Raw genomic sequence first — 16311 nt, 5'->3', positions numbered from 1 at the left:
AGGTCAGAATCAACAATCTATTTTTGGGGATATGAAATTAACGTTATCCGGCTTTTTACTCATCTTCACACTTCTCGCCAGTTCCTGTGCAACGCAAGAACAGCTATCTCCCGCTGAGACTTTTCCACCCGAATCCCCCGATCATTCAGGAATGTGGCTGATGTCACAGCTTGACAGTGAACTGTATCAGCTGCTCAACCGGCGCGGCCTGCAACTTTCAGTTGATGAGATTTACAACCCGGAATCAGCGTCCATTCACAAAGCTGTCGTGCGCATCAATATCGGTGAAGAAGGTGGAGGTACCGGCTCTTTCGTTTCCGACAGGGGACTTATTCTTACAAATCATCATGTAGCCTACGACGCTATTGCTTCAGCTGCCGGCAGAGAGGAGAACTTTCTCGAAAATGGATTTTATGCGGAAAGCATCGAGGACGAGGTACCTGTTCCGGGGTATTCAGTTCACATTCCAATTGAACAAATTGATGTGACGGATGAAATACAGAAAAGGCTTTCAGATAACCTCACCTTTCAGGAAATGCTGTCGGAACAGGAAGAGATAAAACAGCAAATCATTGATGAATATGTTGGTGAAAACCCGGACCTGACTGCTGAAGTAGTCGATCTTTTTGGCGGAAACAGACAACTCCTCTCTTCATACAGAGTTATTCGGGATATTCGACTGGTATATGCTCCTGAAGAGTCGATTGGTAAATTTGGTGGCGATGTAGACAATTGGATGTGGCCAAGACATACCGGAGACTATACTTTTTTTCGTGCCTATGTAGATGAAAATGGCAGCTCCACTGAGTATCAACCACAGAATGTGCCGTTTCAGCCGGACTACTCACTCCCGATCAGAAATTCTGTTCTGAATACCGGAGATTTCACGATGACGCTCGGTTTTCCCGGTTCAACCTATCGAAAAGAAAGCAGTTACGCTTTTGATTTTTATGAAAAACGTCAGTTTCCGGTTTTGCAGAAAGCTTTTCGGGCGTATCTAAATGGCCTTGAAAAAGCTCCTGCGAATGAGCTCAACACTGCGGAGAAAGCATCTATCGCAAATACACTTAAATATTATGAAGGCATCCGCGATGGATTTGACAACCATAATGTCACAAATCAGAAACGTAATTTTGATCAGCGATTTGATGAGTGGGTGTCGGCAGATTCACTGCGTGAAATAAAATATGGCCGGGTTCTGCCTCAGCTTGAACAGAGTTATTCCATAGCAGATCAAACCGGCGATGTTCTTTACCTCACGTTTTATGCACTTCAGTTCAGCACTGTTTTACAATCCTCTTCCCTGTTTGATGATTTTTATGAAGTGGAAGATGGAGAAAGCATAGAGCTCTCTGAAGAAGAGAAATTGATGACCTACGACTATTTTCGCCAGCTGCACCAATCGTACAATCATGAAGCTGAGTACACGATCTTAAAGGATTTTCTGTACGCTTTTGCAGAGCTGCCTGAAGAGAGACGGCCTCTCATATTCTATCGTTTCTTTGATGAAACCGAAACCTCTCAACTAAAAGTTGAACTAGAACGGTTTCTGAACAGGCGGTTCAACAGCTCCATACTCACCGACACAGCATCTGCCAGGAACCTGATCTTTTCGGAATACGAAGCCGTTCAAAATCAAGTACCGGACAGTTTATATCTGATTGCCGATGATGTGAGGAAAATGTTTGAGCAGAGCCGGGATAACTATCTTCGTCATTTCACCTACTTGCTGCCTGCACAAAAACGATATGTAGAGGGAATTCTGGAGATGGATCCCGGGAAAATTCATCCTGCCGATGCAAACTTTACGCTCCGACTAAGCGCCGGCGAAATTATGGGATATCAGCCGGAAGACGGAGTCTACAACCTGCCATTTACCACGCTTAGAGGAATGATTCAAAAAAACCGGAACAGATATCCGTTTCTGGTACCCGACAAACTTTTAGAATATGCACCCGATTCTACCTCTGCTGAAGATTTTAGCGGATACGGAAACTACTCAGGCGAACTGCCTCTCAACTTTCTCTCTACGAACGATATTACGGGAGGCAATTCCGGAAGCCCTGTACTGAACGCAAACGGTGAAATCATCGGGCTCGCTTTTGACGGGAATATTGAGGGAATTGTCAGCGATTACTTTTTCATACCCGAATTGACCCGCACTATAAGTGTGGACATCAAATTCATTCTCTTTATGATGGAAGAGATCGACAATACAGACAGGCTGTTGGATGAGCTTCAAATTCGATCGAATTAAGTGGAGTGATCCGATATAAAACTGATAACGGATTTTCGGAAGGGATTACGGAATACGAATGGGACTGTGGCGGTTTACGCATAGTTGTTTTTTTGCAGCGGAGCTGCTTGCTTGTCGTCCCGGAGCAGAGCACCGTGACGAGGAAAAGAGATCGACAATGCAGCCAGACTCCTGGATGAGCTTCAAATTCGATCGAATTAAATGGAGTGATCCGATATAAAACTGATAACGGATTTTCGGAAGGGATTACGGAATACGAATGGGACTGTGGCGGTTTACGCATAGATGTTTTTTTTGCAGCGGAGCTGCTTGCTTGTCGTCCCGGAGCAGAGCACCGTGACGAGGAAGGACTAATTTTCAGCTTGAACATTCATCATTTAACTTTGAATCTACTACTGCGTCCATTGCCCCCTTCAAAGGGGGACACTCTATTGCAAAATCCTATATAGAACTCACGTTAAATATCTTTCGGCGATACTATCCACAGTAGCTTACAGCCGCTCTGCTTGATATCCTTCCAGTTTTCAACATCCGCCTCAAAACAGGCCAGCGCTGCTGTGGGTACTTGATGAGTAAAGCTCTGCAGAGACAGGGCGCTCATAATCTCCGCCGACATTGGATTGTGTCCCACCGTCATAACTACGCTGCTATCCTGATCGGCCGAGCGGATTGCGTTGAGATAAGCCATCGGGTTTCCAAAATAGAGCTCCTCATCCCAGCGGATTGCGACTGAATCCATCCCCAGTTCTTTCGCTACGGCTAGTGTTGTCAATTTTGCGCGCTCTGCCGGAGAGCTGAATATCTGATCCGGAATTATACCCATCTCTTTCAGGTAGCGGCCCATTTTGGGCGCATCCTTTTCCCCTCTTGAATTAAGCGGGCGGTCAAAATCCCGTAATTTTTCATCACTCCAGGAGGATTTCGCATGTCTCATGATCAAAATTTTCTTCTTCACTCTAGTCTCCGTTTCTCTATTTATTAAAATTTCATCTATTTGAACTACCGTTTTTGACTACACATCAATCCATTTCAGGTTTTATCGGGTAGCTTATTCAAAATTCTACCCGGCAGATAGAGCATCAATGCTGCACCCCTCACCAGCATAAAAAGCACCATAGCCAGCCAAAGCCCATGAATGGATATCAGCTCTGTACCAATATAATAGGCCGGCAAAAAGAAAAGAAATGTTGCAGCCAGCATCGTGTTTCTCATCGGGGCTGTTTCCGTGGCACCGATAAAAACCCCATCTAAAATATAGCAGAAGCTTGACACTGTGGGAGCCATTACCGTCCAAAAGAACACCCCTTTTGCCAGTTCAATAACTTCCGTGTTGTTGGTAAAAATCCGAAGTATTGAATCGCCAAAAATACCGTAGGCCATCGATCCGATCAGCCCAAGCGCAAGACCCCATCCTAAATTTAAAAATACAGCTTTTTTCAATCCTTCCTGGTCGCCACGTCCTTTGTATTTACCGATCAGACTTTCAGCCGCATAGGCGAATCCGTCGATCCCGTAGGATGCAACCATCCACAGCTGCAGCAGAATGGTATTTGCCGCCAGAACCAGATCACCCTGTTTGGCCGACATTGCCGTAAAAAAGGAGAAAGTGAAAATCAGACAGAGTGTACGAATGAAAATATCCCGGTTCACCGAGAAGTACTGCTTCAACTCTTCTGGATTAAACAGCTCTGTTCTGATGAAATGGGAAAGGTATCGTTTGTACCGTTTCAGATAGAGAAAAACAGCCAGACCGAGAGCCATGTACGTGGAAATCAGGGTTCCATATGCCACTCCGTCTACATGCATATCCAGTACCTGAATGAAGAAAATATTTAGAACGATGTTCAGCAGATTGTGAACAATTGTGACGATCATCGGGTATTTCGCATTCTGCATTCCCAGGAACCATCCGTTCAGACCATATAAGGCCAATACTGCGGGCGCCGTGTAAATCCGGATATCGAAATAGACCTTCGTAAAGTTTGCAACTTCTGCACTGCTGTCGATAACCCACAAACTGAATAGCGCAATGGGCGACTGCAGTAAGATGATCAGCAAACCCATCGACCAGGCAATGAGCTGAACCCGGGCCAGAATCATCATCATACCCTCTCGATTTCTTCCGCCATACTCCTGCGCGGTTAAACCGGTAGTTCCCATGCGCAGGAAACCAAATCCCCAGAAGAGAAAATTGAAGATCATCCCGCCTACAGCCAATGCCCCCAGGTAGTAGACTTGATCAAGATGTCCTACAAGTGCTGTATCCACAACTCCCAGCAGCGGCACCGACAGATTGCTGATGATATTGGGAATGGCCAGCTTAAGTATGTTTTTGTTCACAAAAAGTTGGTTACATTAGCAGCTTCGCAAGCATGCAAAGCTATCGTTTAATTTCAAGGAAAGAAACCCGGATATGGAACTCAGTTATTGGTTGAGCCGATGGCGTAAAAACAAGATCGGATTCCACATGGCCGATGGCTATCCGGCACTGGAACGTCATTTAAACCACAATTCATTTCCTAAACAACAGACGGTACTTGTTCCTCTTTGTGGAAAGAGCCGTGATCTGATCACCCTGACTCATCATTTTAATAATGTTATAGGTGTTGAGATCTCCGAAAAGGCGATCGGGGAGTTTTTACAAGAAAATGGACTCACCGCAACTGAGAGCTCGTTTGCAGATTTTAAAATTTTTGAAGCCGGATCAATCACTCTCTGGTGCGGAGATTTTATGAAACTGCCGGCGCGAAAACTTCCGCCCGTCGATCTGATTTATGACAAAGCAGCACTTGTTGCACTTCCTCCCGAAAAACGGGCCAAATATGCTGAAAAATTGGTCTCACTCTGTTCGGACTCCACATACATACTGCTGCACCATTTTATTTACAAGCAGGATGAGATGCCGGGCCCGCCATTTAGCGTTTCTGAACCGGAGTTGAACGAATATTTTGGAAGGAAGTTTAAAAAAGAAATTCTCGAACAGAACATACTTGACCTTAATCGGTTTAAAAAATTTCAATATCGCGGATTAAATAGCGAGATTAGGGAGAGATTTATTCTTTTTACAACTTAAATTTGAAGAAAACGTCCAATTATTGTTAAGATTAGCTTTTAATCGAATAAGAAGGTTGCATATCAAATTACCTGCAATTATTTTCTGTTTCGCAATATCCCATATCGTAAACCAACACATTTTCTCACATGGATTTATATACGCGCAATAATATTTTAACAGTCGTTCTTGGCATACTCATCATTGGCCTTTCTTACTTCCTTTACAAGTCTATTGTTGATCCTTACCAGGAAGTCATTGAAGAAAGAGAAATGGTAGAACGTGAACGCCACCGTATGGAGTTGGTTCGCGATGCTTTGGTACAGTACAGAAATAGAAGAGGAGATTTTCCTCCTACCGATGGCGGTCTCGACAGCCTTGTACAGTTTGTTAAAACAAACGAATTTATTGTTGAACGCGCCGATTCTCTCTTTGCATTCATGCCTCCAAGCAGTTATAACCCGGATTCACTTGTATACTCACCAAGAGCTCCATACAACAGATTCGAGTATACATTGAACGATACCATCCGTCCGCAGCTCTACCTGTTGGAAAATCCCGGTACCGGTGACAAAATTGGTGACCTTCAGCGAACAACTTTGCTAAACGCACCAAACTGGAATTAGCATGGCAGTGGATGGTTCTTGTTTAGGGGTTTCTTACACCGACAATCACTTATTTTATTCGGTTAATGACCCTAACAAAGAGAACTATCTGAAACATATAGGCAGCATCGATTTTAATTTCGATGTAAAACATGCAATTATTACGGGGGATGAAAAGGCATTCCCCGCTCTCAAAACTTCTCTCGAAAATTTAAAAGAGAAGTACAACTGCTCTTCCGTAAAAATTCTTTCTCCTTCCACTGAAGAGTGCTGGACAATTGTTCCCCGCTCCGTTTATGAAGACTCTGCAGAAAGAGAAGCTCATATCTCCCTGCTGATGCACGGAATAAATCGCAGTAACATCGAAACTACGTGGATTCCGGTTAGCAACGCAGACTACAAGCTGCTGCTTCTTAGAAATCGCGAAACCATGCAGGGGTTTAACTACCTTTTGGGAAAATTCACTGATTCGGAATATGTGGCCGAATTCGAAATTGGTGCCGATTGGCAGACACACAGCGGGGTAAACGGCTCATTTCTGCAAGTCTATTGCCAAAAAAATTATCTGTCTGTTTCATCCTTTATCTTGGGAAAACTTCGGGGATGCACTTATATCGGATATGAAGACGCCGCCGACCTGCCTTACATGTGGAGCCTCTACGCTGATAAACTCAGCTGGATGAACGGATTCCACGATACGATCTACGCTTATGGCCAGAATAGTCCTTCCGTCATTCAATCCTTGAGATCTTTTTGGGACGATACAGGAGCCATCGAAATTATGAACAGTCTGCAGGTTATGAATGTTGATGCAGAAGAGAAGACGTATGGATTTAAGTTAGAGAGCGCATATCCTGCTATAATGATGAGTCTTAACAAAGACGCAGAAATTGAAGAACCGACATCATGAGAATTATTACCGGCAAACTTAAAGGAAGAAACATTCCGGTTCCGAACACTGATCTTTTACGACCTACATCCGACCGCACTAAAGAGGGACTTTTTTCAGTAATCGCTGCCAGAACTTATTTAGACAACACCCGTGTATTAGATCTGTTTGCAGGCAGCGGTAACCTGGGATTTGAAGCCATTTCCCGCGGTGCCGAAAACGTACTTTTTGTGGATCGGGAGGTTGATCACCTGAAGCAGATTGAAAAGACTGCACAAATTTTCGGGGTGGAAAATCAAATCAGCACGATTTCCCTTGATATTGAGATTTTTCTCGAGAAAAAAGAGTTTGGCTCATTTGATTTTATATTTGCAGATCCACCCTACGACTATTTCTGGATGATTGAAATGGTAGATCAGATTATGGAAAGCAATCTTCTAAAAGAGGATGGCTGGTTTGTTCTTGAACACGACAAGCGCCATGACTTTTCCAAACATCCGCTGTGCCGATTTTCAAAACCGTATGGCAGAACCGTGGTAGCCATTTTCCGCTACACCGATGAAGGTTTTAAATAATTTCTGTTTCCCTTTCTTAATTATCCGACCATCAGGCCGATTCATATTTCTAAATTGGAGTATCAGTCTGAATATCTATACTTTATCGGAACAATCATGCAAACCTGAGTTCGATTAATATTATATCGGGTTAGGTTTTTGAAAGTCCAATACTTATAAAGGAGGGCTCATCATTTATAGAGGTTGCTCCAACAAAGTATATTTGATATATGGATACCCTTATTATTTAAGTTCTCTTCGTGGACCTTTGAGACTTGGTGGCTTCGCGGTTAAACATTGCATTCTTGCCACGAAGACTCAAGGACACGAAGCAGCACGAAGAAAGTATTCTATAAAATATTAAAAGTTAAGCTAAACAAATTGAGTCGCTCTTTAGTTGTTATACTTTTTGAACAGCTTAAAACAGAATAATCAGCATTTAAGAACCGAACAGATTATAAACTAACCTTTCTATATGGAACGCGTTGCACTCTATCCCGGCTCATTTGATCCCTGGACAAACGGACATCTGGATATCCTAAGTCGAGCCGTTAAAATGTTTGACAAAATCATTGTCACAGTTGCGGTAAATAACAAAAAAAATGCTGTTTTTACCGGTGAAGAGAGAATCAAACTTATCGAAGAGTCCATCAGTAGCTATGAATGGTCTGCACAGGTAGAAGTTATTCAGTTTACCGGACTTCTAATCGATCTTGCACGGGAAAAAGAGGTCAATGTTTTACTGCGGGGCGTAAGACAGATATCCGATTTTGAATATGAGTTCAGAATGGCTCTTACCAATCGCAGACTGGCGCCGGAAGTAGATACCGTATTTTTAATGCCTGATGAGCAGCTCACCTTTATTTCTGCTACGATAGTGAAAGAGATTGCCGCCTGGGGTGGGGATCTCAGCAGTTTTGTTCCCAATAACGTAGGCAGAGCTCTTCGAGAAAAATACGACACCTAACGCTTACACTTAATCTGAGTTCGATTTAAAAATTACGATAAAAGATGCTGAGGATGTCCAAAAAGTGAATCAACACATAACCAAGCTTAAATAATTTAAACTTTATATACCTCTCTATTAGTTAGAGAGGGATATAGGGTGAGTCTGAAGTAGAAAACTAAATTATTTAAGCGCTATTTGAACTAATGAGCTTTTTCCGACAGCCTCTTGGGGTGGTTATAGAACTTTTATTTATGCAAAAAACTAAAAATATGTGACTGCCTTTTTCAACCACCCCTAAATCCCCTCCTTGAAAAAGGAGGGGACTTTTGAAGCATTTCACTAAAAATTAATAATCGAGCTCAGGTTTTTACTTTTTAGCGTATAAAGTTTCTATCCGAGAAACTGTTTGCCCCCGGCATAAATTAATGTGTATTATAAAAGTCTGTCACAAGCAGGGCGTGGTTTTGAGAACGAATTGCCGACTGATTGACTTTATATCAATCAAACTTCAATCAAAATAAATAGCATAGATGATTTCAAAAGGCGAAAAAATTGACACCGATTTTACTTTAAGTATTGTCCGGGATGGAGAAGAGAAAGAGGTAAAGTTCTCAGAGCTGTTAACGCGACCGACAATTGTTTCGGTCTATATGCGAAACAACACCGGTGGCTGCGATAAACAGAACCGAAGTTTAGCTGAGCATGCCGATGAGTTTGATGAAAAAGGTTATAACCTTGTTGCTGTGAGCAAAGACACTTGTGGTTCTCACAAGAACTATGCGGAAAAACTGGGCATCAATTATACCCTGGCGTCCGATCCGGACTTTAAGTTTGCCGATGCGACAGACTCTATCGTTGAAAAAAAGATGTACGGAAAAACATTTAACGCTCCTTCCCGTTCAGCATTTATCCTTGATGAGGATGGAACCGTATTGGGAGTAATAGAAAAAATAAATACAAAAGCGCATGCCGAGGAGCTTTTTGAGCTAATCGACAAGCTCTGATTTTTAAATAAGCAATCGCCTGAACAGGCAATCGCTTACCTGGAAACCTGAATAAACCATATTTCATGAAATCGTTAGTAATTGTTGAGTCCCCTACAAAAACAAAAACAATCAAGAAATATCTGCCAAAAGGATATGTGGTAGATTCTTCGATGGGGCATATTCGCGATCTACCATCATCAGCCAAAGAGATTCCCGCCAAGTATAAAAAAGAGGAATGGTCAAATCTCGGCATTAATGTTGATGACCGCTATGATCCTCTCTACGTAGTTCCCGCGGGCAAAAAGAAAATCGTTGCAAAGCTAAAAAAAGAACTGAAGGATGCCGATGAACTCATACTCGCAACGGATGAAGATCGTGAAGGTGAAGCAATTTCGTGGCATTTAACCGAGCTTTTAAAACCAACAGTACCCGTTAAGCGAATGGTTTTTCGCGAGATCACCAAAGAGGCCATTCTAAACGCTCTCGAAAACTTTCGGGATATCGACATGAACCTGGTTCATGCCCAGGAAACGCGCCGAATTTTGGATCGTCTGGCAGGTTATACGATCTCACCGCTGCTCTGGAAAAAAATTGCGCCGGGCCTCTCTGCAGGTCGTGTTCAGTCTGTTGCGGTTGAATTCCTGGTATCGCGTGAACTGGAACGAATGAAATTCAAAAAAGCCACTTATTTCGACCTTAAGGCACAACTTTCCAAGGAAGATGACAAAAAGAACTCCTTCCCGGGGGATCTCATGCATCTAAACGGAAAGCGTTTAGCCAGCGGAAAAGATTTTGACGAAAATACAGGTAAACTGAAAAAACCGGACAGTGTTGTACTTCTGCTGAAAGAAGATTCAGAGAAGCTGAGAGATTTGCTGAATGAAGCGGATTGGTCTGTAACTGATATTGATGTAAAAACTCAAAAGCGAAATCCGGCTCCACCGTTTATTACCTCTACCCTGCAGCAGGAAGCAAACCGCAAGTTCGGATTTTCAGCCCGTGATACAATGAGTATCGCTCAGAAGCTGTATGAAAACGGACTGATCACCTACATGCGTACAGACTCCATGAATCTGTCAGGTCAGGCGATTAACGCGGCCCGTAATGAAGTGGAGCAACAGTATGGTGAAGATTATCTCTTCAAGCGTGTTCGGAATTACGGAAAATCGAAAGGAGCACAGGAAGCTCACGAAGCTATTCGTCCGGCAGGATCAAGTTTTACACACCCGGAAAAAGCGAAACTCAGCGGTCGACAATTTAAACTCTACGACCTCATTTGGAAGCGTACTATCGCTACCCAGATGGCAGAAGCTGAGCTTGAGTTTACAAACGTCACCATCACGGCAAAAAAAGACGATACCGAGGCAGATTTCCGGTCAAACGGTAAAAAGATCTTGTTCCCCGGTTATTTCCGTGCCTATGTAGAAGGAAGTGATGATCCTGATGAGGCACTTGAAAATCAGGAAAACTTTCTTCCCAAAATGAAGAAAGGTGAAACAATAGATCTCCACGATCTGGAATCGATCTCCCATGAGACCAAGCCTCCCGCAAGATTTACGGAAGCTACATTAGTGAAAGAGCTTGAAAAGCGTGGAGTAGGACGGCCAAGTACATATGCTACCATTATAAGCACCATTCAGGATCGTGGATATGCACAGAAAGCGGGGAAAACCCTCGTGCCTACCTATACCGCTTTTGCCGTTACCGAACTTCTGCAGAATCATTTTCCAGAAATTGTGGACAGTGAATTTACATCGGCACTTGAAGACAAGCTGGATCAAATTGCCAAGGGTAAGTACGACCCGGTCAAATATCTGGATGATTACTATAAAGGCAAAGATGGCCTGAAAGAGAAGGTTGATCAGCGCGAGGATAAAATTGATCCTCAGGAAGCACGCGTGCTGAACCTACCTATTGAAGGACTCAACGGCATGCAGGTGCACGTTGGCCGCTATGGTCCATACGTAAAAGGTGAAATTGACGGTGAGGAAATAACCACTTCACTTCCCGTGGATCTGGACCCGGGCGAGCTTTCAGCCGAGAAAATCAGAGAATTGATGAAAGCTGAGAAAGAGGGTCCTAAATCGCTTGGGAACCATCCGGAAACAGGTGAGCCCGTCTTTGTGCTTTCAGGACGTTACGGGCCTTATGTGCAGCTTGGAGAGGTCACTGACGATAATAAGAAGCCCAAGCGTGTTTCTTTACTGAAAGGCATGAAACCCGACGATGTTGATTTCGATCTCGCAACATCACTCCTGGAATTGCCCCGATCTCTGGGTGAACATCCGGAAACCGGTAAAGTTGTGAAGGCCGGTGTGGGACGATATGGCCCTTTTGTTTTGCATGACGGCACGTTTAAATCATTGAAAAAAGATGATAATGTACTCACGGTTGATCTCGATCGCGCCGTGCAACTTCTGAAAGAGAAGGGCAAAGGCAGTCGCGGAAGTTCAACGATTGCTGAGCTCGGAAATCATCCCGAGACGGACAAGCCCGTCAAAGTGATGACCGGCCGCTACGGACCCTATTTGAAATATGGCAAGAAGAACATCTCCCTGCCAAAAGGAACAGAGCCCGAAAAAGTGTCGATGGGTGATGCGGTTCAGCTGATTGATGAAAAAGGAAAGAAGTAGTTTTTTTTATAAACAATCTATTGAAAAGCCCCGGCATGTTTGTCGGGGCTTTTTCTTTTTCTGCACTGAAGTTTTCTGGTTTTAAATCAGCACTCAGACAGTCATCCCCCTTATTCCCCCTTCGAAGGGGGACACTCTTTAGCAAATTCTTATCTCAAAATCAGGATTTCAGCTCGTTAAAACGGAAACAATCTGTTGTATGATCATTCACCAGGCCGCATGCCTGCAGATAGGCGTAGACTGTTGTGCTGCCTAAAAATGAAAAACCTCTCTTTTTCAGATCCTTTGCAATTTGATCTGACAGCTCCGTTTTAGCGGGCACTTCCTTCAGTGATTCCGGAGCATTTATAATCGGTTTGTGATCCACAAAATCCCAGATATACTTATCGAATGATCCAAATTCCTTTTGAACCTCCAAAAAGCATTTGGCATTCTGGATGGCTGATCTGATTTTTTTATCATACCGGACAATTCCATCATTTTGCATAAGCCGCTCTACATCAGAATCATCAAATTGAGCCACTTTCTCCGGATCAAAACCGGCAAATGCTTCGCGGTAAGACTCCCGTTTTTTTAAAATTGTACTCCAGCTAAGTCCGGCTTGAGCACTCTCCAGAACCAAAAACTCGAATAGAACCCGGTCGTCATGTTCCGGCACGCCCCACTCCCGATCATGATAATCGACATACTGCTGAAACGTACCCTCAACCCATTCGCATCGTTTTCTGTCTGCCATTTTTTCCTCAGTTAACCACAGATCCTTTTGCAAGCCACCACGGCTTCACTTCCACTTCGAGCCTTCCTGCTTTCACCATGGGATCACCTGACGCCAAATTTTCAGCCTCTTCAATTGTGGCCGTACTGTAAACTGAAAATCCGCGAATATCACCTCCATCTCCGGTTGGGCCGTTCAGAACAATTAGTCCTTCCTCGTATAAATTTCCCAGGTACTGAAGATGCTGTTGCTGCAGTTGGGCTGCTTCTTCGGCGTTCTGACTGCGCTCGGGACCCGACTTCAAAAAGACGATAAAATATTTCTGCATAGTCATCTCCTCTCCGGCCCATTCGTAAATAAACGTTTCAGGAACCGCTGTAGAGTCGGTTTGTCGAGCTTCGGAAACTGTTACCGCAGCCGCCAGAATCAGTCCAATTGTAAAGAGCAATGTTTTCATTTTCCCACCCGTTAATTCAAGTTGTGACAGAGAAGCTACAAAGTTTTATTTTATGATGAACACATCAGACAAAATTCATTTAACGACTATATAAAATAAATCGCAGACTATGCATATTGACCACATTGGTATTGCCGTAAAAAATATTGAGGAAGCCGTTAAAACGTACGAGAAAATCCTAAACACCCCATGCTGCAAACGCGAAGTTGTAGAAACTGAAAAAGTGGATACGGCTTTTTTTCAAACGGGTGAGTCGAAAGTTGAGCTTCTGGGAGGTACCGCACCCGATTCTGTTATCAATACCTATATTGAAAAACGCGGTGAAGGAATTCATCATGTGGCTTTTGAAGTGGAGGATATCGACGCTGAGATGGCGCGATTAAAAAGTGAAGGATTCACTCTATTGAATGACTCTCCCAAACAGGGAGCTGATAACAAATTAGTGGCTTTTTTGCATCCAAAGGGAAATCATGGAGTCTTGGTTGAACTTTGTCAGTCTAAAAAATAGACCGGCGTAAACTCCGGATACAATTTTTCACTTCAGTTTAAACAGCCTTACCTTTACAGACTGTAATTTCTTAAAACTAATCCCATCATTTGTATGAAAGACGGCGCTCGTTTTTTTGCTTACGCCACATGGACAGTTATGATTTCACTGGCCATTATCCTGTTTACCAACCGTTTTTTGGAATTTATCACCGAACCCGGCTGGATTGGCACTTTGGTACTTCTGGCATTTGGTTTTCTATACCTGAATCTCACTTATGCTGCCGTAAAACGATACATTCGTAAAGTTCCTTTTCCAACAAACCTGCATATGCTGCTGACGGCTCTTGTCTTTTTACCACCCGCCGTTTGGATTATTGTATTTTCAGATGCCATCACTACCACAGAACTACTGATTCTTTTTGTTCTGGCTTTATCCTGTATTCTGGGAATGATTTACGGTAACCGCGCGGGAATCAAAGCCCGCTACGAGTATATTCAGACCCTGAAGGAGTACCAAGCTAAAAATTGAGCTTCTACTGGCAACCTTGTGGGTAGATAGAACAATCCATCATTGAGAACATCTCACTCATGCGGACTCTTTAAACTTTATGCCACAAAACATCTATTACAGGAAGGTGTCCCCACTGCCAATATTTTTCTGGCCCTGAATGCATTTCTCGGGGAGGGGTGTTTGATGTGCAATGAGAAGCTTTTCCTAATCTGCCACCGGTGGCAAGCACAGCAGCGAGTTTAAAGATCCATTAAGCAACAAAAATATTGATCGTTTTCTTTAGCTAGATCCGTTGGTCATAATATAAAGAACAAATTCGATGAATGACCGCCTCTATCCAGTAATGTGCTTCAAACCAATCTCTCTGTTCGGCGGGTGATAGGTGTTGCCTTATATACCCCAGGTTTCGCTTCGCTGCACCTGAGGCTAATCACATTCTGCCCTTACAGGGCAAGTTCCCTGTTTAGATTTACAAAAACGGCGCAACACTATTTAAAAGGTGATACAGGGTAGAACTCCCCTCCCCGAAAAATCGGGACCAGGTGTGGCTTGAGAGGGGAAAAGGATGTAAAAACGGTGGCACACCGATTTTTACACCGAGGGGTGTGTTTTGGAACTTTGATCATAATCCACAGCCGTTTCAAGTCCGTTACCCCCACAAACGTACCCTCCTATTGATTGGAGTGCCGCAAAAGCTATCGGCAGAGAATGCATCGAGAGATCTCTCCTAAACGATCCGGCACCCCTTTTCTGTACTATTTTTCTGACTTTTACGATTTAGTAGTGATCGAAATCGCCCCTTTTCTTGCGCATAAAATAATCTTTTGAAGCTTCTACCACTTTTGGAGCCAATAAAAGTGTACCAATCATGGTTGGAATCGCCATCATTGCAAACATTCCGTCAACGAGGTTAACTACCATATCAATTGTTGTAATAGACCCGATGAAGATTGAGAAGATATAGAAGTAGTTGTAGTAGTGCTTTCGGTGTGCACCTCCTATAAAGTTGAGACACTTAGTACCGTAATACGAATAGGTAAACATGGTTGTAATACTGAAGATAAACACACAGATCAGCAGTAAGTAAGTTCCGAATACAGGAATTCCTGTATCGAATGCTACAGCCGTCATCGTTATACCGTCAACCGTATTATCGGTCCAGGCGCCTGTCATAAGCAGTGCGAAAGCCGTCATTGTACAAACAAGAAGCGTATCAATTGCGGGCTCAAGCATTCCAACCAGTCCTTCACGAACCGGCTCGCGTGTTTTAGCGGCACCGTGCGCCATCGCTTCCGTACCGATTCCCGCCTCATTCGAAAATGCTCCACGGCGAATACCGTTCGAAATAACCACCCATAATGCACCGCCGGCAGCAGCTTCACCGGTAAATGCGTCCGAAACAATCAACCAGAAGTAATGCGGCACATCAACAATATTATTGATGATGATATACACAACAGTAAAAATGTAGAGAAGTACCATCAATGGCACCAATCGTGCAGCTACATGGCCAATCCGTTTAATTCCGCCAAAAATAACCAATGAAACCAGGGCTACAAGTATCAAACCCACGATCATATCTGAAAGGCGAAATCCTGTTTCAGTAAGAACTGATCCGGCAAGGATCATGGTTTCGTATCCAAGCAATCCGTTTTCCGCCAGCATCGTATCCCGAATAATTTGCGTGAGCTGGTTAGACTGAAACATTGGGGTACAACCGATCAAACCGGCAACACTAAAAAAGATCGCCAGCGGTTTCCATTTTTGACCCAAACCTTCTGTAATATAGTACATCGGACCACCCTGAATTTTACCGCTGCTGTCCTCACCGCGATACATAATTGAGAGCGTACAGGTAAAGAATTTAGTGGCCATTCCCACTATGGCGGTGACCCACATCCAGAAAATAGCACCGGGTCCGCCAATACCTAAGGCAATCGCAACTCCACTGATATTTCCCATTCCAACGGTTGCGGCAAGCGTACTGGAGAGAGCCTGAAAATGGTTGATATCGCCGGGTGCATCGGGGTCTTCATACTTACCGGAAAGTACTTCAATACCGTGTTTGAAGTTTCGATAAGGCATAAACCGACTGAAGACGAGAAAAAATATTCCGCCGCCAACAAGCAAAACCAGAAGTGGCGTCCCCCAGGCATAATTGGCAAAATCGACAAAAAGTTGTTCTAAAAATTCCAGAGCAGCACCTCACATTGG

The 16311-nt window shown here is 43.7% G+C and carries 15 protein-coding genes; 10 read left to right on the top strand and 5 right to left on the bottom strand.

Translation table 11 applies throughout. The features are described from left to right. The first annotated feature begins 31 nt into the window (after positions 1-31). A complete protein-coding gene (locus U5K35_RS18605; RefSeq protein ID WP_322573024.1) occupies positions 32-2257 on the top strand; it encodes a S46 family peptidase in 2226 nt (741 codons plus the stop codon). A 457-nt stretch (positions 2258-2714) separates the two neighbouring features. Here U5K35_RS18605 and U5K35_RS18600 read toward each other — a convergent pair whose 3' ends face one another. Both U5K35_RS18600 and U5K35_RS18595 read right to left on the bottom strand, forming a co-directional pair. Then, on the bottom strand, positions 2715-3212 hold the full coding sequence (locus tag U5K35_RS18600) for a histidine phosphatase family protein (protein ID WP_322573023.1): 498 nt from the start codon (positions 3210-3212) through the stop codon (positions 2715-2717). A gap of 74 nt (positions 3213-3286) precedes the next feature. Beyond that, the gene (locus U5K35_RS18595) at positions 3287-4597 is read right to left on the bottom strand and encodes an MATE family efflux transporter (protein ID WP_322573022.1); all 1311 of its coding nucleotides are present in this window, start codon (positions 4595-4597) and stop codon (positions 3287-3289) included. A 73-nt stretch (positions 4598-4670) separates the two neighbouring features. Here U5K35_RS18595 and U5K35_RS18590 point away from each other — a divergent pair, with 73 nt between their 5' ends. From U5K35_RS18590 to topA, 7 genes are all read left to right on the top strand, one after another. After that, positions 4671-5330 carry a hypothetical protein gene (locus tag U5K35_RS18590; RefSeq protein ID WP_322573021.1) on the top strand — a complete coding sequence of 220 codons (660 nt, stop codon included), beginning with the start codon at positions 4671-4673 and terminating at the stop codon, positions 5328-5330. A 128-nt stretch (positions 5331-5458) separates the two neighbouring features. Then, positions 5459-5935: a hypothetical protein gene (locus U5K35_RS18585; RefSeq protein ID WP_322573020.1), complete on the top strand. Its 477-nt coding sequence runs from the start codon at positions 5459-5461 to the stop codon at positions 5933-5935. A 1-nt stretch (position 5936) separates the two neighbouring features. Further along, on the top strand, positions 5937-6824 hold the full coding sequence (locus tag U5K35_RS18580) for a hypothetical protein (RefSeq protein WP_322573019.1): 888 nt from the start codon (positions 5937-5939) through the stop codon (positions 6822-6824). Continuing rightward, positions 6821-7378 carry a 16S rRNA (guanine(966)-N(2))-methyltransferase RsmD gene (gene rsmD / locus U5K35_RS18575; protein WP_322573018.1) on the top strand — a complete coding sequence of 186 codons (558 nt, stop codon included), beginning with the start codon at positions 6821-6823 and terminating at the stop codon, positions 7376-7378. Before U5K35_RS18580 ends, rsmD begins: the two co-directional genes overlap by 4 nt. Before the next feature lie 454 nt (positions 7379-7832). Further along, positions 7833-8324, top strand: coding sequence for a pantetheine-phosphate adenylyltransferase (coaD, locus tag U5K35_RS18570; protein ID WP_322573017.1), 492 nt, complete (start codon positions 7833-7835; stop codon positions 8322-8324). 512 nt (positions 8325-8836) lie between these two features. Further along, the gene (locus U5K35_RS18565) at positions 8837-9310 is read left to right on the top strand and encodes a peroxiredoxin (RefSeq protein ID WP_322573016.1); all 474 of its coding nucleotides are present in this window, start codon (positions 8837-8839) and stop codon (positions 9308-9310) included. Between the two features lie 65 nt (positions 9311-9375). Then, complete coding sequence (gene topA, locus U5K35_RS18560) at positions 9376-11925, top strand: type I DNA topoisomerase (protein ID WP_322573015.1); 2550 nt, start codon at positions 9376-9378, stop codon at positions 11923-11925. A 160-nt stretch (positions 11926-12085) separates the two neighbouring features. Here the strand turns inward: topA and U5K35_RS18555 are convergent, their stop codons facing one another. Beyond that, positions 12086-12661, bottom strand: coding sequence for a DNA-3-methyladenine glycosylase I (locus tag U5K35_RS18555; protein WP_322573014.1), 576 nt, complete (start codon positions 12659-12661; stop codon positions 12086-12088). 7 nt (positions 12662-12668) lie between these two features. Beyond that, positions 12669-13097, bottom strand: coding sequence for a YciI family protein (locus U5K35_RS18550; protein WP_322573013.1), 429 nt, complete (start codon positions 13095-13097; stop codon positions 12669-12671). 109 nt (positions 13098-13206) lie between these two features. Here U5K35_RS18550 and mce point away from each other — a divergent pair, with 109 nt between their 5' ends. Together mce and U5K35_RS18540 are read left to right on the top strand one after the other, a co-directional pair. After that, a complete protein-coding gene (gene mce, locus U5K35_RS18545) occupies positions 13207-13605 on the top strand; it encodes a methylmalonyl-CoA epimerase (protein ID WP_322573012.1) in 399 nt (132 codons plus the stop codon). Between the two features lie 93 nt (positions 13606-13698). Continuing rightward, positions 13699-14115, top strand: a complete 417-nt coding sequence (locus tag U5K35_RS18540) for a hypothetical protein (RefSeq protein WP_322573011.1) — start codon at positions 13699-13701, stop codon at positions 14113-14115. Positions 14116-14874: 759 nt separating this feature from the next. Here U5K35_RS18540 and U5K35_RS18535 read toward each other — a convergent pair. Then, positions 14875-16293, bottom strand: coding sequence for an alanine/glycine:cation symporter family protein (locus U5K35_RS18535; protein WP_322573193.1), 1419 nt, complete (start codon positions 16291-16293; stop codon positions 14875-14877). Positions 16294-16311 lie beyond the last annotated feature (18 nt).

This window comes from Rhodohalobacter sp., from assembly GCF_034521535.1.
Classification (GTDB): domain Bacteria; phylum Bacteroidota; class Rhodothermia; order Balneolales; family Balneolaceae; genus Rhodohalobacter.
Note: the sequence above shows the minus strand (reverse complement) of the source record. Positions and strands in the feature narration are given on the sequence as shown.

What these genes read in the sequence shown, in the direction of transcription:
- U5K35_RS18605 (WP_322573024.1), top strand. Translation starts at nt 32, where the DNA reads ATGAAATTAACGTTATCCGGCTTTTTACTCATCTTCACACTTCTCGCC.
- U5K35_RS18590 (WP_322573021.1), top strand. Translation starts at nt 4,671, where the DNA reads ATGGAACTCAGTTATTGGTTGAGCCGATGGCGTAAAAACAAGATCGGA.
- U5K35_RS18585 (WP_322573020.1), top strand. Translation starts at nt 5,459, where the DNA reads ATGGATTTATATACGCGCAATAATATTTTAACAGTCGTTCTTGGCATA.
- U5K35_RS18580 (WP_322573019.1), top strand. Translation starts at nt 5,937, where the DNA reads ATGGCAGTGGATGGTTCTTGTTTAGGGGTTTCTTACACCGACAATCAC.
- rsmD (WP_322573018.1), top strand. Translation starts at nt 6,821, where the DNA reads ATGAGAATTATTACCGGCAAACTTAAAGGAAGAAACATTCCGGTTCCG.
- coaD (WP_322573017.1), top strand. Translation starts at nt 7,833, where the DNA reads ATGGAACGCGTTGCACTCTATCCCGGCTCATTTGATCCCTGGACAAAC.
- U5K35_RS18565 (WP_322573016.1), top strand. Translation starts at nt 8,837, where the DNA reads ATGATTTCAAAAGGCGAAAAAATTGACACCGATTTTACTTTAAGTATT.
- topA (WP_322573015.1), top strand. Translation starts at nt 9,376, where the DNA reads ATGAAATCGTTAGTAATTGTTGAGTCCCCTACAAAAACAAAAACAATC.
- U5K35_RS18555 (WP_322573014.1), bottom strand. Translation starts at nt 12,661, where the DNA reads ATGGCAGACAGAAAACGATGCGAATGGGTTGAGGGTACGTTTCAGCAG.
- U5K35_RS18550 (WP_322573013.1), bottom strand. Translation starts at nt 13,097, where the DNA reads ATGAAAACATTGCTCTTTACAATTGGACTGATTCTGGCGGCTGCGGTA.
- mce (WP_322573012.1), top strand. Translation starts at nt 13,207, where the DNA reads ATGCATATTGACCACATTGGTATTGCCGTAAAAAATATTGAGGAAGCC.
- U5K35_RS18540 (WP_322573011.1), top strand. Translation starts at nt 13,699, where the DNA reads ATGAAAGACGGCGCTCGTTTTTTTGCTTACGCCACATGGACAGTTATG.